Raw genomic sequence first — 19,762 nt, 5'->3', positions numbered from 1 at the left:
GCGGTGCCCCGCACCCTGGTCGTCACCAACGACTTCCCGCCCCGGCAAGGCGGCATCGAAACCTTCGTGTACCAAGTCACCCGTCGCTTTCCTGCGGACGACGTCGTCGTGTACACCTCTGCTACCCCGGGGAGCGCGGAGTTCGACGCCGCCCAGCCTTTCCCCGTGATCCGGGATTCCGCCCGCACCCTGCTCCCCACCCCACGTGTCTCGGCGCGGGTGGCGGAACTGCTCCGCGCCCATGACTGCACCCGTGTCTGGTTCGGGGCCGCGGCTCCGCTGGGCCTGATGGCACCGCGACTGCGCCGCGCCGGGGCGGAGCGCATCGTCGCCACCACGCACGGCCACGAACTGTGGTGGGCAAAGGTGCCGATCGCCCGCGGGCTGCTGCGCCGCATCTGTCACGGGGCCGACACGGTGACGTGCTTGGGCGAGTACACCCGGACGCGGATCGCCCGCGCCGTCGGGCCCCGGGGCGCGGCCAGGCTGGCCCGGCTGACTCCGGGAGTGGATCACGAGACGTTCCGGCCCCGCTCCGACGTTGGGGCGGTGCGCCGGGAGTTGGGTCTGGGCGACGACGACCCGGTCGTGGTGTGCGTGGCACGGCTGAAGCCGAGGAAGGGGCAGGACACGTTGATCCGTGCCCTGCCCACGGTGCGCCGAACGGTGCCCGGAACGCGCCTGCTCGTCGTCGGTTCCGGATCCTACGCAGGCCGGCTGCGGGCCCTGGCCCGTCGGGAAGACGTCGAGGACGCCGTCGTCTTCACGGGTGGGCTGCCCCACGACCGGGTCGCGCCGTTGTACGCGGCGGCTGATGTCTTCGCCATGCCTTGCCGTACCCGGCGGCTCGGTCTTGAGGTCGAAGGGTTGGGCATCGTCTTCCTCGAGGCGGCAGCCGCCGGGCTCCCCGTGGTCGTCGGGGACTCCGGAGGTGCTCCGGACACGGTCCGGGACGGTGAGACGGGGCATGTGGTCGACGGAAGAAGCGCCGAGGCCGTGGCCGCTCGCCTGACCGAACTGCTCCTTGACGGGGAGGCGGCAGGCGCGCTGGGCGTGAAGGGGCGTGCCTGGGTGTGCCGGGAATGGGGTTGGGACCGTTCCTACGAGACGCTGGCAGGCTTGCTGTCGCAGGACGGGTGAACGGTCATCTGTCGCATCTTCCGGATGACGGGTGAACCAGGCGGCGCGAGGCCCCGGCGGCTGTGTCAGAACCTCGCATGGCTCACCCACCACCTGCCCCGTTTCGTGGTGGACGCACGGCATCTGGCCGGGGCCCCCGCTTCGACCGCCCGCGTCGGGCAGCGCCTCATCGTCACCGGTGAAATCTGCCGCCAGGCACTCGATGACGCCACCGCCCCGCGCGAAGGCCTCGTGACGCTCACGCCCTGACCCGAACTGCCCGCAACAACCAGGCGACGGGCGGAGCGAACGCCGCGTGAACCGCTCCCCCGCCGTCCCCGGCGGCACCCTCGTACTGGACAGCGAGGCACTGGCCAAAGCCGTCCTCCGCGACCGTACCGTCACCGCCCGGCTCGCCCTCGCCCTCGCCCTCGCCCTCGCCCTCGCCAACGATCTACGGGTGATCACCTCCGCGGCACCCTGACGGAAGTCGTCCACCCGCGGATCAACCGCCCCGCCCTGGAGTGGACCCTCTCCCGCCTCATCGTCGAACCGGTCACCGAACCCCTCGCCCGCCACGCAGCCGCCCTCCTCGCCGACGCCGGCCTGCACGGCCACAAGTGCGCCATCGACGCCATGCTCAGCGCCACCGCCCTCGCCGCCCCCGGACCCACCACGATCCTCACCTCCGACCCCGGGGACCTCATGGCGCTGTGCGGCAGGCGCGCCACCGTCATCAAGGTCTGACACGGCGCCCACCTCAATGGCGACGGGCCACCCGGCCGCCTTCCTCGTCCAGCGCGCTGCCTAGGGGCGGCAACGGACTGCACGGCCACGTCGCCGACACCTCCGCCCTGGCCGGCGGCGTCTATCCGCCCAGGCGCCTCGCCCGACCGATCGTGGCCGCCCTCGGTGGCCCTGACCAGTACGTCTTCGGCAACCTGACCATCTGCGGCAGCCACACGGCGGGGCCACGGACCGTACGTGTCGCCCACGGTCCTGTTCGCTGCGGGCGCTGGGCGGCCGTTGTTTACTGGCTATAAGCGGTGACCGGCAGGGCACGGCTGCCGGGCGGCCACACGGTGGTGGTCCCCATGGCTGATCAGGCGCCCGAGGTCGCTGCCCGGGTTCTCTGTCCGCGCACCGCCGCGGCCAGGGCAGCGGAACCGTGTGATGGCAGGAGGTACACCCTGCGCAGCACGGGCTGATCAGCGTGATGAGGAGCGGCCCGGGAACCGGGGCGATGAAGGTGCTGGTGCCGGATCTCGATGCCTTCGGCTTCGGAAGACCGCGTCGCCCCCGCGGCCCCATCACCTCGAAAGGAGGCACGATCATGACGCAGCCCCATCCCGACGAAGCCAGTGCCCCGCCCGGACCGGAGGCCCGGTTGAGCCGACTGGAGGCACAGGTCGCGACCCTGGCCGAGGCCGTCCGGGTCCTCGCCCGTGGCCTGGAGAACATCCCGTCGCAGGACGTTTCCCCCGAGGAAGCGGCACGCGGCGCACGACTCGCCCACGAACTCCTGCTCGCCCAGGGCCTGTAGGCGCCCCCGAGGCCGGAACAAGAACCGATTCGGCCGCGGTGACCGTCATCGGCCCGACGTGCCGGTCGAAGAAGCCACAGGGAGTCGGCGATGCCCCATGCACAAGGACGTGAACCGATCGTGGTCGGTGTCGACCCCGATCCCGGCCGACGCGCGGCGCTCGCCTGGGCCGCCGACGAGGCGGACCGGCGCCGCCTGCCTTTGCTTCTGGTCCTCGCGCAGAACGTGCCGACCCCCGGATACCGGCCGACCGGCGGCCGGCCGACCTGGGAGGAGTGGAACGACGCACTGCACGCCACGGGCGACAGCGCGCTGGAGGAGGCGGTGGCCTTCGCCGAGTCCCGGCATCCGCAGATGCCGGTGTCCGGGCTGCTGGCCGAGGGGCACCCGGCGTGGGTGCTGCGCGAGCAGGCACAGAACGCCACCATGGTGGTGCTCGGTTCCTGGCATCTCAGTCCCCTCCAAGAGCACTTCAGCTCCGCCGCCGTCACTCTGCCGCTGACCGCTCACGCGCCCTGCCCGGTGGTGACCCTCCCCGAGTCGGAACACATCACCCAGGAACCCCCGTACTTCGTGGTCGGAGTCGACGGCAGCCCCCAGTCCGCCGCCGCCGTCGACTTCGCCTTCGAGGAGGCCGCCCTGCGCGGCGCGGTCCTGCGGGCCGTGTACGTGTGGCACCCACCGCGGCTCGGAGTCCTGGACGAGGACGCGGCCGTCCAGGAGTGCCGCCGGCTGCTGTCGGAGACCGTCGCCGGGCGTACCGCCGCCCATCCGGAAGTGGCACTGCACCACGAGGTGGTCACGGGTCACCCGGTACAGGTCCTGGCCACGGCGTCCGAACACGCCCTCGGCCTGGTCGTGGGCACACGTGGTCACGGCGGCTTCACCGGCATGCTGCTGGGCTCCGTCAGCCAGGGCGTGCTGCACCATGCCCGCTGCCCGGTCATCACCGTCCCGCACACCAACCAGTAGCACGCGGGCAGCGGGGTAGCCCTCGCCGGTCAGCCGCAGCACGGCGGGCACGGTCCGTGACCGGAACGCGTGCTCGTCAGATCAGCTGATCCTCCTGATCCAGGTACACCCCGGGCCCGACGGCTCCGGGCGCTGGAGGGGCCTGGGGACATGGAGCAGCGAGGTGGAGAGATGGCATGCCGCACACGTCGGTTCCTAGACTGTGAGACGTGGTCCGGCCCAACGAGGAGGTCGAGGCGCTCCTTCAGGAGTACTCGGACCTCATCGCCATCACCGGAGGCGAGGCGTTCAAGGCGCGCGCCTACGAGAAGGCCGCCCGGGCGATCGGCGGATACCCCGCCGACGTCTCTCACCTGGATGCCGCCGGTCTGAAAGAGATTCCGGGTGTGGGCAAGTCGATCGCCGAGAAGGTCGTCGAGTACTTCCGCACCGGCCATGTCACGGTGGTCGAGGAGCGGCGGGCCCGGATTCCCGCGGGGGTGCGGCAGCTCATCACCATTCCCACCCTCGGACCCAAGAAGGCGATGGCGCTCTACGAGGATCTGCACATCTCCTCGGTGGGCGAGCTGGCCGACGCCATCAAGGCGGAGAAGCTGCGCGACCTGAAGGGCTTCGGGGAGAAGACCGAGGAGAACATCCTGCGCGGCATCGCCCTCATGCAGCAGGCAGGTGGGCGGATCCTGCTGAGCACCGCCATGGAGGCGGCCGAGGACATCGTCGCCGAACTCTCCCGGATCACCGGGTGTGAACAGTGCGCCTACGCCGGCTCGCTGCGCCGGATGAAGGAAACCATCGGCGACATCGACATCCTGGTCGCCGCCCGCCGCTCGACCCCCTTCATGGGCGCGCTCACCGAACTGCCCTCCACCGCCGGGGTCATCGCGCACGGCGAGAAGAAGACCTCGATCCGTACCGTCAAGGGCGTCCAGGTCGACCTGCGGGTGGTTCGACCGGACGCGTGGGGTGCCGGGATGCAGTACTTCACCGGCTCCAAGGCGCACAACATCCGCACCCGCACGATCGCCGTCCACCTGGGGCTGAAGCTCTCCGAGTACGGCCTGTTCGAAACCGACGGCGGAAAACGGGTCGCCTCACGCTCCGAGGACGAGGTCTACGCCCGGTTGGGCCTCCCGTGGATACCGCCCACCCTGCGCGAGGACCGGGGCGAGGTCGAGGCCGGACTGCGCGGCGAGCTGCCCGAGGTGGTGACCGAGCGGGACATCCTCGGTGACCTGCACACCCACACGGACCTCACCGACGGCCTCACCCCGCTGGAGGAGATGGTGGCGGCGGCCGCCGAGCGGGGCTACGCGTACTACGCGGTCACAGATCACGCGCCGAACCTGTACATGCAGCGCATGACCGACGAGAAGATCCTCACCCAGCGCGAGCAGGTACGGTCACTGGACGGCAAGTACCACGGAATGCGGCTGCTGCACGGAACCGAGCTCAACATCGGCCCCGAAGGCGAGGTGGACTGGCCCGACGAGTTCCTCCGGGGATTCGACATCCGCGTGGCCGCGGTGCACTCCCACTTCAACGTCGGCCGCAGGGCGATGACCCGGCGGCTCGTACGCGCCTGCGAGAACCCCCTGGTCAACATCATCGGCCACCCCACCACCCGGCTGCTCGGCAAACGGCCGGGCATCGACGTCGACCTCGACGAGGTGTTCGCCGCCTGCGCCCGCACCGGCACGGCCCTGGAGGTCAACGCCCAGCCCGACCGCCTCGATCTGGGCGACGAGGACGTCCTCCGCGCCAGGAGTCATGGGGCGAAGTTCGCCATCGACACCGACGCCCACTCGATCCCCCAGCTCGCCTGCCTGCGCTACGGAATCGGCACGGCACAACGTGGATGGCTCACCCCGGATGATGTGATCAACGCGTGGCCGCTGCGGCGACTGCGCCGGTTCCTGCGCAAGGACCGGGCGGGCTGAGGCATGAGGCGCCCCCGAGGCTGATGTGGGATCACACGTCGAGCGGCGCCGAGCACCTCCAGCCCTCCGCCCTCCGGCCCTCCGGCCCTCCGGCCCTCGGGGGAAGACGAGTTCGTGCAGCGTGACCGCCTTCGGCTCGGCTCCCGTCCCCCTCGCTGACCCGGTGGGATGACAGGCCTGCAGGAGAAGCTCCTCCTACGGCTGTTCGCGCCACATTCTGGAGTCGCCACCGCGCCATTCGACCAGATCGGGGTCATCGATTTCCTCGTGTGCTTCCGGCAGGCCGGCACGACGCAGAAACTGCAGAACATCGAGCAGGTGATAGGCCGTACCCACCTGCTCACCGCGAATCGTCACGTGCCGTCCGCCATCGGGTCCCGGCGGATGCACAACCACTGGTGCACGTTGAGTCACCGTCACAGCGTCACCCTGGTCATGACCTGCCGCAATCCGGGTGACGCCCATGGGCGCCCCCGTCGGCCGGCCGCAGCCGAGTGCGGCACTGGTCGGCCCATCCCGGCCATAGGCGCGTTCGCCGGATCGGCCGTCGCGAAGATGCGCCAGGTGGGCCGCCCGGTGACGCTGGCGTCATGCCAGAGCAACGCCGAACCGGTAGCAGTCCATCCTCCAAGGGCGCGCGTGCCCGCAGTACCTCAGCGGACGCCGGCCGGGGAACGGTCGCGCAGGTCGGGCCCGAGAAGGCCGCCCGCACCGCCTGCGACTGGTTGCAGGGTTTCATCGTCCACCGCATCGAGGGCGTGTGTGCCGTGCGGCGCACCGAGGACGGCTGGTGCGTCGCCCTCGATGTGCTGGAGGTGCCTCGCATCCCCGATACGACCAGCCTGCTCGCCACATACGAGGTGGTGCTCGATGATTCGGGCCGGCCTGCCGAGTACCGCAGGGTCTGCCGCTACCACCGAGGCGCCGTCAACGACTGACGGCCTGCCCTGTCGGCGCCCACCCGGTCAAGCCTTCCGAGAGGACCCACTGACCATGGCCACGACCACCACCTACTCCAGCAGCGAGGTCGTGTACGTACCGCGCGCCGGGACGCTGTACGACACCCTGGAACTCATCCTGGACCGCGGCATGGTCATCGACGTCTTCGTCCGGGTCTCCCTGGTCGGCATCGAGATCCTGAAGATAGACGCGCGCATCGTGGTCGCCAGCGTGGACACGTATCTGAAGTTCGCCGAGGCGTGCAACCGGGTCGATCTGGAGGCCACCTCGCGCAGCACCACGGTCCCCGAGTTGTTCGGCGGGACGGCGGCCAAGAGCGTGGGGAAACGCAAGGTCAGGAAGACCATCGAGTCGGTGGGCGACAAGCTGCGCGACGTCGTCGGCGGTTCCGAGGAGGGCGACGAGGAGCCGGAGGACAGGGAGCCGGAGGACAAGGAGCCGGAGGAGCGGTCGCGGCGTCGCAGTGCGAAGGCTCAGTCCGGGGAAGGGCGCCGCAGGCGGGAGAGTGAGCGATGAACGCGGCCGGGACCTACGTCTACGGCATCGTGGCCCGCGGCCACCGCATGCCGGCGGAGCTGCGTGGGGTGGGCACACCGCAGGCGGCCCTGGAGGTGCTGCCCGTGGGCGAGACCGCGGCCGTGGTCAGTGCCGCCCCAGTCCCGTTGCGTGCGCGGCGGCGGGATCTGCTGGCCCATCAGGAAGTGCTGCTCACGCTGGCCCTCGACGGACCGGTGCTGCCGATGCGCTTCGGCATGGTGGCTCCGGACGCCGACGCGGTCCTCGAGCAGCTCGAAACCGGTCAGGAGCGGAATCTGCGCGCGCTCGACCGGCTGGCCGGACGCGTGGAGATGAACGTCAAGGCGCTGCCCGCCACCGGCGCGCTCGCGGCGCTGGTGGCCGAGGAGCCCCGCATCCGGCAGCTTCGTGAGGCCGCGCACCGCCACCCGGGATATGAGGCGAACGTGCGCCTGGGTGAGGCGGTGGTCCACACCCTGGAGCGCCGCGCGGCCGACGCCGCACAGGAGGTCCAGCCGGAACTGGAGGCGCTGGCCGTCGCCCGTTCGACCGGGCCGCACGTCGACGGAACCGTGCTGAACATGTCGTTCCTGGTGGACCGGGAGGACGTTGTGGCTTTCCGGGCGGCTGTCGACCGTCTGTCCGCCGGGTACCGGGACCGGGTCGAGCTGCGCGTGGCCGGGCCGTTGCCCTGTTACAGCTTCGCCGAGCCCGAGGTCGCGACGGCTGCCGCGATGCGGACGGAGGGCTGACATGGGGTTGTTCTCCGCACTGCTCACCGCGCCGCTGGCCCCCGTGCGAGGCGTGGCGTGGGTCGCCGACCAGCTGGCCGAAGCCGCCGATCGTGAGGTGAACGACCCGGCGGCGGTCCGCGCGCGGCTTGCCGCGCTGAACCAGGCGCTGGAGGACGGGGAGATCGACCTGGCCGCGTTCGAGCGGGAAGAGGACCGGCTGCTCGACCGGCTGGAAGCGAGACCGGGCCCGGAGGTGACCCGGTGACCCAGGTCGACTACGGGCGAGCGGACCGGCTTCCGGGCCCCTCCACCAGCAACCTCGCCGACATTCTCGAACGCGTGCTGGACAAGGGCATCGTCATCGCCGGCGACATCAAGATCGACCTTCTGGACATCGAGCTGCTCACCATCCGGCTTCGCTTGTTCGTCGCCTCCGTCGACACCGCGAAGAAGGCAGGCATCGACTGGTGGGAGACCGATCCGGCGCTCTCCTCCCGCGCCGCGCACCGAGAGCTGGTGGAGGAGAACCGGCGACTGCGCGAGCAGCTCGCGGCACCCGCGTCCTCGCAGGGTGCGGGGCTTCCCGGTGACGGCACGGCCGCATCCGGGACGAGTGCGGAAACCACGGAGGGTCGGCCGGGCGAACGGACCCGACGAGCCGAGGAGCGACCGGTGTCATGACACAGCCCGTCCCCGCAGGGCCGCCCGCCGCGCCGGCGACCTACGTCTTCGCGGTCTGCCGCGGTGTGGACGAGGGCGTCCTCGCCGAGTTGCCAGGCATCACCACCGCCCCGGTGCGGGCGCTGCCTTTCGAGCGGCTGCACGCCGTCGTACAGGAGGTGCCGGCGGCCGACGCCGGCCGCCGGGCCTGGACCGAACGGCTCTCCGACCCTGTTGAGCTGGAGCGATGCGTGCGCGCCCACCACCGGGTCGTGACGGCCGTCGCGGCTCACGGGCCCGCTGTGCCGATGGCGCTGGCCACTCTCTACAGCAGCGAGGAGCGCGCCCGGCAGGCGCTGGGCGCCGGCGCGGGTCGCTTCCACACCGCGCTGGCCCGCGTCGACGGCCGGGTCGAGTGGGGCGTCAAGGTGTACGTGTCCTCGGCGTCCGCCGCGAACGAGGCGGGCCGCACCGCCGTCCCGACGGCCGGGCCCGGAGGGCCACCGGCGTCCGGTGCCGGACGGGCGTACCTCGAGCGGGTACGAGGTGTCCACCGGGCACGGGAAGAGAGCCGGCGCGCCGCGCTGCTCACCGCCGAGGAGACGGACGCGGTGCTCCGAGACCTGGCGGTGGCCGCACGCCGGCTCCGGCTCCAGGAACAGCAGCCGGGCGACGGCCACCGCGCCCAGGTCCTCAACGGCGCCTACCTGGTGGAGGAGGCCGAGACGGCTCGATTCAAGGAAGCCGTGGCCGCGCTGCGGGAGCGCACCGGAGCGCTGATCGAGCTCTCCGGGCCGTGGGTGCCCTACTCGTTCGCAGGGGAGGACGGGCTCCATGGAGATCGTTGACCCCGTGCCGTGGCAGGAGCGTGAGCCGCTCGACGGGCCGATCGGCGTACCGCTGGTGGATCTGCTGGACAGGCTGATGGCCACGGGCGTGGTGATCAGCGGGGACCTGGTGATCGCCATCGCGGACGTGCCGCTGGTCCGGCTGTCGCTGCACGCCCTGCTGTCATCGGTTTCCGAGCGGGTGCCCGCTCCCTGGGCCGACTCGGGGCCACTGTGACGGGCCACCGGCTCGATGTCGACCCCGACGCGGTCGGACGGGATCTGGTGGCCCTGGTGCTGACCGTGGTCGAACTGCTGCGGCAGCTGATGGAGCGGCAGGCGGTCCGCAGGGTGGAGCAGGGCGACCTCAGCGATGAGCAGGTCGAGCGCATCGGGGTGACGCTGATGATGCTGGAACGGCGGATGACGGAGCTGTGCGACCAGCACGGGCTGCGGCGGGAGGACCTGAATCTGGATCTCGGGCCGCTGGGGACCCTGCTGCCTCGCGACTGATCGCCACGGTGACCTGCCCTCCGGCGGCAGTCCGCGCAAGATTTTTCGGCGACGATGGCGACGTTGGCGACGATGTCGAGAACCCGCGGTCCGCTCCGTCCCCGTGGTGAGAGCGACCAGAATGGGTCGCACCAGCACGAGGAGAGGCATCATGGCCAAGTACCTGCTGCTGAAGCACTACCGCGGCGCGCCGGCCGCGGTGAACGACGTCCCGATGGACCAGTGGACGCCGGAGGAGATCTCGGCGCACGTGCGGTACATGCGGGACTTCGCGGACCGGCTCGAGAAGACCGGCGAGTTCGTCGGCGAGCAGGCGCTCGCGCCCGAGGGGGCCTGGGTGCGGTACGACGGTGAGGGGCGGCCGCCGGTCACCGACGGGCCGTTCGCCGAGACCAAGGACCTCATCGCGGGGTGGATGGTGATCGATGTCGACAGCTACGAGCGCGCGGTCGAGCTGGCCGGGGAGCTGTCGGCCGCCCCCGGGGCGGGCGGGAAGCCGATTCACGAGTGGCTCGAGGTGCGTCCGTTCCTGACCGCCCCGCCGACCATCACGGAGTGACCGCGACGATGGACGAGGCGATGATCCGCCGCCTCACGCCGAGCGTGCTCGCCGTCCTCGTCCGCCGCGGAGCCGACTTCGCGGCGGCCGAGGACGCGGTGCAGGACGCGCTGGTCGAGGCCGTCCGGGTGTGGCCGTCCGACCAGCCGCGCGACGCGAAGGGCTGGCTGGTCACCGTGGCCTGGCGCAAGTTCCTCGACGCGACCCGGGCGGACGCCGCCCGGCACCGGCGGGAGAACATCGTCGAGCAGGCGCCTGTGCCGGGGGCCGCGCCCTGCGCCGACGACACGCTCCGGCTTTACTTCCTGTGCGCCCATCCGTCGCTGACGCAGGCGTCCGCGGTCGCGCTCACCCTGCGCGCGGTCGGCGGGCTGACCACTCGTCAGATCGCCCAGGCGTACCTGGTGCCGGAGGCGACCATGGCGCAGCGGATCAGCCGGGCCAAGCGCACCGTGTCCGGCGTACGGTTCGACCAGCCCGGCGATGTCGCGACCGTGCTGCGCGTGCTCTATCTCGTCTTCAACGAGGGTTACTCCGGCGACATCGATCTCGCCGCCGAGGCCATCCGGCTCACCCGGCAGCTGGCGGCTCAGGTCGATCACCCGGAAGTGTCCGGGCTGCTCGCCCTCATGCTGCTCCACCATGCCCGGCGCGCCGCCCGGACGGCGCCCGACGGCAGTCTGGTGCCGCTCGCCGAGCAGGACCGCGGCCGGTGGGACACCGAGTTGATCGCCGAGGGCGTCGAGATCCTGCAGGCGGCCCTCGCCCGGGACCGCCTGGGCGAGTTCCAGGCGCAGGCGGCCATCGCGGCACTCCATGCCGACGCGCCGACCGCCGAGGAGACCGACTGGGTGCAGATCGTGGAGTGGTACGACGAGCTCGCGCGGTTGACCGGCAGTCCGGTCGTCCGGCTCAACCGCGCGGTCGCCGTCGGGGAGGCCGACGGGCCGCGCGCTGGGTTGGCGGCGCTCGCGGATCTCGACGCCGGGCTGCCGCGTTACACCGCGGTGGCGGCGTACCTGCACGAGCGCGACGGTGACCTGACCACGGCGGCGAGGCTGTACGCCGAGGCGGCCCTGAAGGCGCCCGACCTCGCCGAGCGCGATCACCTGACGCGCCGGGCCGCACGGCTCAACTCACGCCCCACGACGAGAGACGGCGACCGCGGTGCGCCGAGGCCGCCTGCGCCCTGATCGCACGTTCCGGTGCTGCGCGCCGTCGGCCTCCGTGAAGGAGAAGCCGCCATACGCGAGCTTCATCACTTTCGCCCCTTATGCCCCATTGTTCTACGGTGGAAAGGAGCAATGCTGCTCATACCCCGCGCCGATCATCGAGGTGACGGTCATGACGGAGACCACACAGCGCAGAAGCACCGCAACCGCCACCAGGGCGGGAAAGCAGGAAGGGGCCACGCAGGGCCGGGGAGACGCGAGCGCTCCCCCGGAGACCCGCGGCAACACCGCGATCGCGGACACGGTCGTGGCGAAGATAGCGGGCATGGCCGCCCGGGAGGTTCCCGAGGTGCACAACCTCGGCGCCGGGATGGCAAGGGCCGTCGGTGCCATGCGCCAGCACGTACCCGGCACGGGCGGTGGCGTCACGCAGGGTGTGAAGGTGGAGGTCGGTGAGCGTCAGGCCGCTGTCGACCTGGACCTGGTCATCGAGTACGGGGCCGCCATCGGTGACACCGCCGCGGACGTCCGGACCAACGTCGTCAACTCGGTGGAGCGGATGACCGGGCTGCAGGTCGTGGAGGTCAACATCGCCGTCGACGACGTCCATCTCCCGGACGAGGAGGACGAGTCCGAGCCGCCGGAGCGGCGCGTGGCCTGAGGATCAGTGGCGGGGCACACGCAGCACTCTGCGCCGGTCGGGGCGGCGGGCTGCCCGTCAGCTGCGCCGGTCGGGACAGCGGGCCGCCCGCGGGCTGCCCGTCGACGCAGGGGAAACCTCCGCCTCACGGAACACCCGCCAGCCGCAGCAGCGCCGCCGTGCCCGCCGCCGTCAGCACGACCACGAGGAACGGCGCCCCGCGCCATGCCAGGACCCCGCCCGCCAGGACCCCGAGCGGCCGGGCGGGGCCTGCGAAGGTCTCTCCCTCGGCGAGGGCGGACGTGGCGGCCAGGGCCGCGAGCAGGAGGACCGCCGAGACCTCCAGAAGTTTCCCGGCGCGCTCGGGGAACGTGACCCTGGCGCGCAGAGCCGGACCCGACAGGCGGAGCAGAAAGGTCCCGGCCGCCAGGGCGGACATCGCCACCAGGGTCGGTGTCGCGTCGCTCAACGCACGGCCTCCTTCCGCACCGTGACGGTGAACAGCGGCAGGGCGGCCAGGGCCAGCAGGACCGGCAGGCCGGCCGGGAGGAACGGGGTGACGGCCAGGGCCAGGACCGCTCCGGCCAGTGCGGTCCGCCGCAGGGGCCGCTCCTTCATCGCGGGCAGGATCAGCGCGAGGATCACAGCGGGGAACATCGCATCCAGGCCGAACGCGCCGGTGTCCCGTACGACACCGCCGAGCAACGCGCCCAGCGCGGCGCCGACGGGCCAGCAGACCAGAATGCCCACACCGCAGGTCATGTAGGCCGCCCGCTTGCGCGCCGGCCCGTCCTGGGCGAGGGCGAAGACGACCGTCTCGTCGTTCATCAGATGCGTCGCGAGCAGCCCGCGCCGTCCCTGCCCGAGGACGTCGGACACCGCCAGCCCGAACGGCAGGTGGCGCGCGTTGACCAGGAGCCCGGCCAGCAGCGCGGCGAACGGGCTGCCCCCGGCGGCGATGATCCCGACGAACAGGAACTCCGACGACGCGGCCAGCACGAGCGCCCCCATCAGGACCGGGAACCACCACGCGAACCCGGACGTCACGGCGATGGCACCGTACGACACCCCGGTCACCCCGACGGCCAGGCAGACCAGCGCGATGTCACGGAGCAGTGCACCGTCCAGAGTTCTCCGGCGGGCTCTCCGGTGGGCTCTACGGTGGGCTCTCCGATGGGTTCTGCAAAACGAACGCATGGCCTTTATGCTGAACACGCCTGCGAGCGTTCGTCAAGCCGAACGACTGACCACTGGAGTGAACACGCCGTGTCCGACGCCACCGCCCCCGCCACCGGTCCCGCCCTGAAGCCCCCCATCCAGTTGATCGCCGCGTCCCTGCGGGCGGAGCGCGTCCGCGCCGGGCTGTCCCTCACCGAGGTCGCGCGCCGGGCCGGGCTCGCCAAGTCCACGCTCTCCCAGCTGGAGTCGGGCACCGGCAACCCGAGCCTGGAGACGCTGTGGGCGCTGTGCGTGGCCATGGAGATCCCCTTCGCCCGGCTGCTGGCCACCCCCCGGCCGCAGGTGCAGGTGATCCGGGCGGGGGAAGGGCCGGCCGTCGGGTCCGGGCAGAGCGACTACCGGGCCACCCTCCTCGCCGCCTCCCCGCCGGGCGCCCGGCGGGACGTCTACAGCGTCGCCGCGGAGCCGGGACCACAGCGTTCCTCGGCCCCGCACATGCCCGGAGTGGTGGAGCACGTCGTGATCAGCACGGGGCGGGCCCTGGTGGGCACCGCCGAGGAGCCGGTGGAACTCCACCCGGGCGACTACATCTGCTATCCGGCCGACGTCCCGCACGTCTTCCAGGCGCTGGAGCCCGGCACCCGCGCGGTCCTCGTCTCCGAGCACCACTGAGGTCAGGCCGAGCGCTTGCGGGATGCCGACTTCTTCGCGGTCGTCTTCTTCGCGGTGCTCTTCGACGCGGTCTTCTTCGTGCCCTGCCCGGACTTGGCGGTCGACTTCTTCGCCGACGCCGTGGTCTTCTTGGCCGCCGTCTTCTTCGCGGCGGACGTCGACTTCTTGCCGCCGGTCTGCTTCGGGGCCGCGCGGGCGGTCTTGTCCTGCGGGAGCGACTTGACCTCGGCGTGCTCGCCGGCCTCCTCGCCGCGGGACTCGCGTGCCGCGCGGACACTGCTCTCCAGGGCCGCCATCAGGTCCAGGACCTTGCCGCCCGCCGCGGGCTCGGGGGCCTGCGGCAGGGCCTCGCCGGCGGCCTTCGCGGCGATGACCTCCTCCACGGCCTCGCGGTACTCGTCGTGCAGGTCCTCCAGGTCGACCTCACCCAGCGTGTCCATCAGGGCGTCGGCCAGGTCCAGCTCCTTGTCACGGACCGTGACGTTCGCGTCCGGGGCCAGGCCCTCGGGGGCGCGGACCTCGTCCGGCCACAGCAGGCCGTGCATCGCGATCGCGTCGCCGACCACCCGGAGCATGCCGAGGCGCTCCCGGCCGCGGAGGGCGAACTTGGCGATCGCCACCTTGTTGCTGCGCTTCAGCGCCTCCCGGAGCAGGGTGTACGGCTTCGCCGCCGGGGCGCCGCTCGCCTGGAGGTAGTACGCGGCGTCCATCTGGAGCGGATCGATCCGGTCGGCCGGGACGAAGGCGACGATCTCGATGGTCTTGGCCGTCGGGATCGGCAGGCTGGAGAGGTCCTCCTCGGTGATCGGGATGATCGTGCCGTCCGCGTCCTCGTAGCCCTTGCCGATCTCCCCCTGGGTGACCTCGCGGTCCTCCAGCTCGCAGAACTTGCGGTAGCGGATGCGGCCGCCGTCCTCGGTGTGGATCTGGCGGAAGGAGATCGAGTGACTCTCGGTGGCGTTCACCAGCTTGATCGGGATGCTGACCAGGCCGAAGGAGATGGCGCCGTTCCAGATGGATCTCACGTGCAGCACCCTTCCGGTCACTGTCGGGAGTGTTCCTCATGGTTTGCGTGGAATTCTTATCGTATGGCGCCTATCACAGTGGTGGAGGGGCGACGGCTCGCGCTCAGCAATCTGGAGAAGGTGCTGTATCCCGCCACCGGCTTCACCAAGGGCGAGGTGCTGCACTACTACGCGACCGTCGCCGAGGTCCTGCTGCCCCATCTGCGCGACCGGGCGGTGTCCTTCCTGCGGTATCCGGACGGGCCGGACGGCCAGGTGTTCTTCACGAAGAACGTGCCGCCGGGTACGCCCGAGTGGGTCACCACGGCCGAGGTGCCGCGGGTCGAGGGCCCCTCACGGATGGTGCTGGTGCAGGACCTGCCGAGCCTGATGTGGTCGGCGAACCTGGTGACCGAGTTCCACACCCACCAGTGGCTCGTCGGCACGCCGGAGGAGGCCGACCGGATCGTCTTCGACCTCGATCCGGGGGCGCCCGCGAGCATCGTGCAGTGCTGCGAGGTCGCGCTGTGGCTGCGGGAACGGCTCGCCCGGGACGACATCGAGGCCTACGCCAAGACCTCCGGCTCGAAAGGGCTGCACCTGCTCGCCGCCGTGCGCGGGGCGTCCTCCGAGCGGGTGTCCGAGTACGCCAAGGAGCTGGCCGTCGAGGCGGAGAAGGCCATGCCCCGGCTCGCGCTGCACCGGATGACCCGGAGTCTGCGGCCGGGAAAGGTCTTCGTCGACTGGAGCCAGAACGCCGCCCGCAAGACGACGGCGACCCCCTACACGCTCCGGGCCCGCCCCGAGCCGACCGTCTCGGCCCCCGTGACCTGGGAGGAGGTCGAGGAGTGCGGCTCGCCCGGCCGCCTGGACTTCCGGGCGACGGACATCGCACCCCGGGTGCAGGACTACGGTGATCTGCTCGCCCCGCTGCTCGATCCGGAACGGGCGGGGCGGCTGCCGTAGCTCCGCCCGGTGGGTCGGCACGCGCCCGCCCTCAGAGGCCGGGCGCCGAGACCGCCCGACCTGGGCGGGCACCCCGCGGAGGACGCCTCACACGCGCGTCCAGGTGTTCCGGTCCCGTGCCATGGCGTGCAGAGCCTCCACGTCCGCCGGTTTCAGGACGCCGCCCTGCCGGGCCAGGTCCGGCACGTCCGTGTCGGTCAGGACGCGGACCTCACGCGGGGCGGCGGGGACCGACAAGGCCGCGGGCTCCACCAGGACGAGTACGGGGCGGACCTCCGCCGTCAGGGCGTGCGAGGCGCGGTCGGCGTCGGCGCGGAGAAGGCGGAGCAGGGGCTGCGTGTCGCGGCGCCCCAAGGTGACCGCCGGGTCGGCGACCGTCACCCGCTGCTTGCGCGCGTACAGCGTGTGCAGGGCGAACAGCCCGCCGGGACCGATCAGCAGGTGGTGGACGCGGCTGCCGCCGGGGAGCGGGACGGAGTGCAGGGCGTGCCAGCCGACGCCGTCCAGCCGGTCCAGGGCGTCCCCGACGGTCTGCTCGGCCGCCAGGGCCCGGCGGCGGGGGTCGGGGCGCAGCCGGCGGGCCCTGCCGGGATCGCGGTCGAGGGCGACGAGGAGGGCCTCACCGGGACGGTTGGGGGCCAGGTCGTCGTCGGGGTGCAGGGTCAGACGGACGAGTTCGGCGGGGGTCGGCACCGGGGGCGGTCCCACCCTCACCGGGCCGGTGACGAAGGGCCCGAGAGCCCGGAGCACATCGTCCTCGTGGTCCTCGCCGAGCAGATTGACCCGGGCGGCCTCGGGGTCGTACCAGGCGATGTTCCGGCCGTCCGGGAGGCAGACGTACAGCCTCTCCTGGCCGTGCCGCCAGGTCGGTATGACGCGCAGTCCGTCCATGCACCATCACCCCAGTCCATGGGAACAGGCGGGGTGCTGCGGGGGCAAGAACCCGGTTACCTTTGGAAGGAGTTGGGCGGTGATGGTGGGGAGGCGCCGTTGCGTACCCGCAGGAAACCCGATGTGCCGGCTCCTGAGAGCCCGTGGAACGAGGTCGTCCCCGGTCTGTGGATGGGCGGCCACGAGTACACGGCCACCCTGGGCCATCTGGAGTTCGCCGTCGTGCGGGACGAGTTCGATCTCGTGCAGACGCTGCTGCGGCTGCCCGGACACGGACCCGACCCGGGCGTCGCCCACCACGTGTGGCCCATCCCTGACGGACCGCTCGACGGGACGCAGCTCGCCGGGGTGATCCGGCTGGCCGAGGCCGCGTGCGAGGCGCTGGACGAGGGCCGCAAGGTCCTCGTGCGCTGTTACCACGGGTACAACCGCTCCGGCCTCGTCGTCGCGCACGCGTTGATACGCCTGGGCAGCTCCGCCGACGAGGCGATCCGGCTGATCCGGGCCCGCCGTTCGCCCTGGGCGCTGCACAACGAGCTGTTCGTCGAGTACCTGCGGGCCGGGCTGGCCACCGCCCGACTGCTGGAGGAGCTCACCGAGTAGCGCGGCGGGGGGCTCACCCGCCTGCGAAGGCGACCGGTGCCGTCACGCCCCGAAGCCGACGGGCTCCCTCACGTGCGAAGCGACGGACTCCCTCACGCGCGCATGGGATTTGCCCACGAATAGGGTGTACGGGGCCGACGGTCGGTCCGAGCCGCGTGATCATCCCGAACGATCATCCTCGAACAGCAGGAGTCCAGTGCCCGCCCGCCGCCCCGGAAGCCGCCTCGACAAAGCCGCCCGCCGCACCGCCGCCCTCGCCCTGCTGCTGGCCGCTGCCGCCGGCTGCGGCGACGCCGGTGGGCTGGAGGGTGCCGGTGCGACGCCGACGGCGATCGGTCCGGCCCGGCTGTGGCCGGAGCTGACACCGGCGTCCAGTCCCGCCTTCGAGATCGGCGAGGTGAACACCGAGGTGGTCAAGGGCGTCACCGTCCCCCGCGACGACGACATCCGCGGTGTGGACCCGGTCAGCGTCGTCCGGGCCGAGATCGCCACGCAGCCGGGTGACTACGACGGCGGCAAGGCCCCGTACCGTGACACGGCCCGCCGGATGGCCGACTGCGGCAAGGGCCCCGGGCACGGGCGGTGCCCGGTCCTCAGGCCGTACTACCGGGACCTGACCGGCGACGGGCGCGACGACCTGACGCTCGGCTTTCCGCTGCTGCCCGGCAAGACCACCGCGGTGCGCGTCTACACCGTGGAGAAGCACCGGCTCACGCGGGTCATGGCCTGGGAGGACGCCCTGAGCGGCGTCGAACTGGCCGGGCGCTCCCTCGTCATCCGCTCACCGTCCGAGGTCGCGGGCTACGAGTACCGCCTCCAGTGGACCTGGGACCCGGACCAGCGGGCCATGCTCCTCACCCACGACGAGATGCTGCCCACCGGCCCGCGGAAGCACTCCCGCCACCCCGCCGGCTCGCCCTCCCCGTCCGCCTCCCCCTCGGCGAGCACCGGATGAGAGCGGCCCTCCCCCGGTGGTCCGGGACGCTCGCCGCGAAGGCCGCCGCCTTCATCACGGTGATGTGCTGCACCCTGGCCGCCCTGCTCGGCGTCCTGGTGCACGTGCAAGTGACGAACCAGACCGTCGGCCAGGCCCGCCACCAGGCGCTGCAGCGGCTGGCGGCGGCGACCGAGCGGTACGAGGCCGGGGATCCGCTCAGGCGGCGCGCCGGTCTGGATCCCCCGGGCCTGCCCCGGCAGCTGCGGGACCTCGCGGTCGCCGGGAACCGCGGCACGATGGTCGCCGACTTCGCGGGACGCCCCACCATGTGGGCGGCGGGGCCCGCCGACGGCGACCGGGCCCTGGCGGTGGCGGTCGACTACTCCCAGCAGGCACGCACCATCGAGGGCCTGGACCGGGCGATTTTCTGGTCCTCGGGGCTGGCGATCGGGGCGACCCTGCTGGTCGGCGCGTTCGCGGTGACACGGGTGACGCGACGGCTGCACATCACCGCGCGGGTGGCCCGGCGGATCAGCGCGGGCGACCTGGACGCACGCGTGAACGACCCGGGTGCGCATCGGCGTACGAGGGATCCGGCACGTCCGCAGGACGAGGTGGCCGCGGTCGCGGCGGCGCTGGACTCCATGGCGTCGTCGCTGCAGGGCAAGCTGCTCGCCGAGCAGCGGTTCACGGCGGACGTGGCACACGAGCTGCGCACCCCGCTGACCGGGCTGCACGCGGCGGCCGAGCTGCTGCCGCCGGGCCGCCCCACGGAGCTGGTGCGGGACCGGGTCGCGGCGCTGCGCACCCTCACGGAGGACCTGCTGGAGATCTCGCGGCTGGACACCGGCCGGGAGCGGCTGGAACTGGACACCGAGCAGCTGGGGGCGCTGGCCGAGCGGGTGGTGCGGGGCGCCGGGAGCGGCACGGAGGTCAGGGTCGTACGGGATGTGTGCGTGGAGACGGACCGGCGACGGTTGGAGCGGGTGCTGGGGAACCTCGTGGTGAACGCGCACCGGCACGGGCGGGGACCGGTCGTGCTGACCGTGGACGGGCCGGTGGTCACCGTTCGCGATCACGGGGACGGTTTTCCGGAGTACCTGGTGGCGCACGGGCCGCAGCGGTTCCGTACGGAGGGGGTCACGAAGGGGCACGGGCTGGGGCTGACCATCGCGTCGGGGCAGGCGGAGGTGCTGGGGGCGCGGCTGGAGTTCGCGAACGCGGTGGACGGCGGGGCCGTGGCGACGCTGAGACTGACGGCGGAGTGAGAGCCCCGGGCCCATCGGAACGCACACCACGCCGGTGCTGACACTCGAACAGACCGCAACACCAGGCACCTCATTTAGGTAGATTCCGGA

At 72.0% G+C, this 19,762-nt stretch carries 26 protein-coding genes and 1 pseudogene; 22 read left to right on the top strand and 5 right to left on the bottom strand.

Annotated features, from left to right (window positions below; translation table 11 throughout):
* The first annotated feature begins 3 nt into the window (after positions 1 to 3).
* From IE97_RS0128010 to polX, 6 genes and pseudogenes are all read left to right on the top strand, one after another.
* Positions 4 to 1,140 (top strand): glycosyltransferase family 4 protein, encoded by a 1,137-nt coding sequence (locus IE97_RS0128010; RefSeq protein WP_030246313.1) that lies wholly within the window; start codon positions 4 to 6, stop codon positions 1,138 to 1,140.
* A 24-nt stretch (positions 1,141 to 1,164) separates the two neighbouring features.
* The gene (locus IE97_RS0128005) at positions 1,165 to 1,389 is read left to right on the top strand and encodes a hypothetical protein (protein ID WP_030246310.1); all 225 of its coding nucleotides are present in this window, start codon (positions 1,165 to 1,167) and stop codon (positions 1,387 to 1,389) included.
* 46 nt (positions 1,390 to 1,435) lie between these two features.
* A pseudogene (locus IE97_RS38750) lies at positions 1,436 to 1,866 on the top strand (DNA-binding protein).
* Positions 1,867 to 2,452: 586 nt separating this feature from the next.
* A complete protein-coding gene (locus IE97_RS0127995; protein ID WP_030246308.1) occupies positions 2,453 to 2,662 on the top strand; it encodes a hypothetical protein in 210 nt (69 codons plus the stop codon).
* Positions 2,663 to 2,752: 90 nt separating this feature from the next.
* Positions 2,753 to 3,634, top strand: coding sequence for a universal stress protein (locus IE97_RS0127990; protein WP_030246305.1), 882 nt, complete (start codon positions 2,753 to 2,755; stop codon positions 3,632 to 3,634).
* Between the two features lie 209 nt (positions 3,635 to 3,843).
* Positions 3,844 to 5,571 carry a DNA polymerase/3'-5' exonuclease PolX gene (polX, locus tag IE97_RS0127985; RefSeq protein ID WP_030246301.1) on the top strand — a complete coding sequence of 576 codons (1,728 nt, stop codon included), beginning with the start codon at positions 3,844 to 3,846 and terminating at the stop codon, positions 5,569 to 5,571.
* 195 nt (positions 5,572 to 5,766) lie between these two features.
* Here polX and IE97_RS40840 read toward each other — a convergent pair whose 3' ends face one another.
* Entirely contained in the window at positions 5,767 to 6,036 is a 270-nt protein-coding gene (locus IE97_RS40840; RefSeq protein ID WP_420706143.1) for a hypothetical protein, read from the bottom strand.
* 125 nt (positions 6,037 to 6,161) lie between these two features.
* Between IE97_RS40840 and IE97_RS0127975 the strand changes: the two genes are divergently transcribed.
* The 11 genes from IE97_RS0127975 to IE97_RS0127925 all read left to right on the top strand — a co-directional run bounded on the left by IE97_RS0127975 (position 6,162) and on the right by IE97_RS0127925 (position 12,173).
* Entirely contained in the window at positions 6,162 to 6,509 is a 348-nt protein-coding gene (locus IE97_RS0127975) for a gas vesicle protein (RefSeq protein ID WP_030246296.1), read from the top strand.
* A 55-nt stretch (positions 6,510 to 6,564) separates the two neighbouring features.
* Positions 6,565 to 7,047, top strand: a complete 483-nt coding sequence (gene gvpJ / locus IE97_RS0127970; RefSeq protein WP_051705158.1) for a gas vesicle protein GvpJ — start codon at positions 6,565 to 6,567, stop codon at positions 7,045 to 7,047.
* Entirely contained in the window at positions 7,044 to 7,799 is a 756-nt protein-coding gene (locus IE97_RS0127965; RefSeq protein ID WP_030246292.1) for a GvpL/GvpF family gas vesicle protein, read from the top strand. The genes gvpJ and IE97_RS0127965 overlap by 4 nt, the downstream gene beginning before the upstream one ends.
* 1 nt (position 7,800) lies before the next feature.
* Positions 7,801 to 8,046: a gas vesicle protein GvpG gene (locus IE97_RS0127960; protein ID WP_030246289.1), complete on the top strand. Its 246-nt coding sequence runs from the start codon at positions 7,801 to 7,803 to the stop codon at positions 8,044 to 8,046.
* Positions 8,043 to 8,462 carry a gas vesicle protein gene (locus IE97_RS0127955; RefSeq protein WP_030246287.1) on the top strand — a complete coding sequence of 140 codons (420 nt, stop codon included), beginning with the start codon at positions 8,043 to 8,045 and terminating at the stop codon, positions 8,460 to 8,462. The genes IE97_RS0127960 and IE97_RS0127955 overlap by 4 nt, the downstream gene beginning before the upstream one ends.
* The gene (locus tag IE97_RS0127950) at positions 8,459 to 9,289 is read left to right on the top strand and encodes a GvpL/GvpF family gas vesicle protein (RefSeq protein WP_030246283.1); all 831 of its coding nucleotides are present in this window, start codon (positions 8,459 to 8,461) and stop codon (positions 9,287 to 9,289) included. Before IE97_RS0127955 ends, IE97_RS0127950 begins: the two co-directional genes overlap by 4 nt.
* The gene (locus tag IE97_RS0127945; protein ID WP_030246280.1) at positions 9,276 to 9,506 is read left to right on the top strand and encodes a gas vesicle protein; all 231 of its coding nucleotides are present in this window, start codon (positions 9,276 to 9,278) and stop codon (positions 9,504 to 9,506) included. Before IE97_RS0127950 ends, IE97_RS0127945 begins: the two co-directional genes overlap by 14 nt.
* On the top strand, positions 9,503 to 9,781 hold the full coding sequence (locus IE97_RS0127940; RefSeq protein WP_030246277.1) for a gas vesicle protein K: 279 nt from the start codon (positions 9,503 to 9,505) through the stop codon (positions 9,779 to 9,781). Before IE97_RS0127945 ends, IE97_RS0127940 begins: the two co-directional genes overlap by 4 nt.
* Positions 9,782 to 9,932: 151 nt before the next feature.
* Entirely contained in the window at positions 9,933 to 10,340 is a 408-nt protein-coding gene (locus IE97_RS0127935) for a YciI family protein (RefSeq protein ID WP_030246275.1), read from the top strand.
* An 8-nt stretch (positions 10,341 to 10,348) separates the two neighbouring features.
* Entirely contained in the window at positions 10,349 to 11,533 is a 1,185-nt protein-coding gene (locus tag IE97_RS0127930) for an RNA polymerase sigma factor (RefSeq protein ID WP_051705157.1), read from the top strand.
* Positions 11,534 to 11,684: 151 nt separating this feature from the next.
* On the top strand, positions 11,685 to 12,173 hold the full coding sequence (locus IE97_RS0127925) for an Asp23/Gls24 family envelope stress response protein (RefSeq protein ID WP_030246269.1): 489 nt from the start codon (positions 11,685 to 11,687) through the stop codon (positions 12,171 to 12,173).
* Between the two features lie 124 nt (positions 12,174 to 12,297).
* Here the strand turns inward: IE97_RS0127925 and IE97_RS0127920 are convergent, their stop codons facing one another.
* Positions 12,298 to 12,621, bottom strand: coding sequence for an AzlD domain-containing protein (locus tag IE97_RS0127920; protein WP_420706142.1), 324 nt, complete (start codon positions 12,619 to 12,621; stop codon positions 12,298 to 12,300).
* The gene (locus IE97_RS0127915; RefSeq protein WP_234331866.1) at positions 12,618 to 13,220 is read right to left on the bottom strand and encodes an AzlC family ABC transporter permease; all 603 of its coding nucleotides are present in this window, start codon (positions 13,218 to 13,220) and stop codon (positions 12,618 to 12,620) included. Before IE97_RS0127915 ends, IE97_RS0127920 begins: the two co-directional genes overlap by 4 nt.
* 198 nt (positions 13,221 to 13,418) lie before the next feature.
* On the opposite strand from IE97_RS0127915, the gene IE97_RS0127910 reads away from it, so the two are divergent.
* A complete protein-coding gene (locus IE97_RS0127910; RefSeq protein WP_051705156.1) occupies positions 13,419 to 14,003 on the top strand; it encodes a helix-turn-helix domain-containing protein in 585 nt (194 codons plus the stop codon).
* 2 nt (positions 14,004 to 14,005) lie between these two features.
* Here IE97_RS0127910 and IE97_RS0127905 read toward each other — a convergent pair whose 3' ends face one another.
* Entirely contained in the window at positions 14,006 to 15,037 is a 1,032-nt protein-coding gene (locus IE97_RS0127905) for a Ku protein (RefSeq protein ID WP_030246259.1), read from the bottom strand.
* A 54-nt stretch (positions 15,038 to 15,091) separates the two neighbouring features.
* Here IE97_RS0127905 and ligD point away from each other — a divergent pair, with 54 nt between their 5' ends.
* Positions 15,092 to 15,973, top strand: a complete 882-nt coding sequence (ligD, locus tag IE97_RS0127900; protein ID WP_030246256.1) for a non-homologous end-joining DNA ligase — start codon at positions 15,092 to 15,094, stop codon at positions 15,971 to 15,973.
* Between the two features lie 87 nt (positions 15,974 to 16,060).
* Here ligD and IE97_RS0127895 read toward each other — a convergent pair whose 3' ends face one another.
* Entirely contained in the window at positions 16,061 to 16,864 is an 804-nt protein-coding gene (locus tag IE97_RS0127895) for a nuclease-related domain-containing protein (protein ID WP_030246254.1), read from the bottom strand.
* Positions 16,865 to 16,987: 123 nt separating this feature from the next.
* On the opposite strand from IE97_RS0127895, the gene IE97_RS0127890 reads away from it, so the two are divergent.
* The 3 genes from IE97_RS0127890 (at position 16,988) to IE97_RS0127880 (ending at position 19,672) form a co-directional block, all read left to right on the top strand.
* Positions 16,988 to 17,467: a protein-tyrosine phosphatase family protein gene (locus tag IE97_RS0127890; protein WP_051705155.1), complete on the top strand. Its 480-nt coding sequence runs from the start codon at positions 16,988 to 16,990 to the stop codon at positions 17,465 to 17,467.
* Positions 17,468 to 17,663: 196 nt separating this feature from the next.
* Positions 17,664 to 18,422 carry a hypothetical protein gene (locus IE97_RS0127885; RefSeq protein WP_030246251.1) on the top strand — a complete coding sequence of 253 codons (759 nt, stop codon included), beginning with the start codon at positions 17,664 to 17,666 and terminating at the stop codon, positions 18,420 to 18,422.
* On the top strand, positions 18,419 to 19,672 hold the full coding sequence (locus tag IE97_RS0127880; protein ID WP_030246246.1) for a sensor histidine kinase: 1,254 nt from the start codon (positions 18,419 to 18,421) through the stop codon (positions 19,670 to 19,672). Before IE97_RS0127885 ends, IE97_RS0127880 begins: the two co-directional genes overlap by 4 nt.
* Positions 19,673 to 19,762 lie beyond the last annotated feature (90 nt).

Origin of the sequence: Streptomyces sp. NRRL S-455, assembly GCF_000717875.1 — a bacterium.
Classification (GTDB): domain Bacteria; phylum Actinomycetota; class Actinomycetes; order Streptomycetales; family Streptomycetaceae; genus Streptomyces.
Note: the sequence above shows the minus strand (reverse complement) of the source record. Positions and strands in the feature narration are given on the sequence as shown.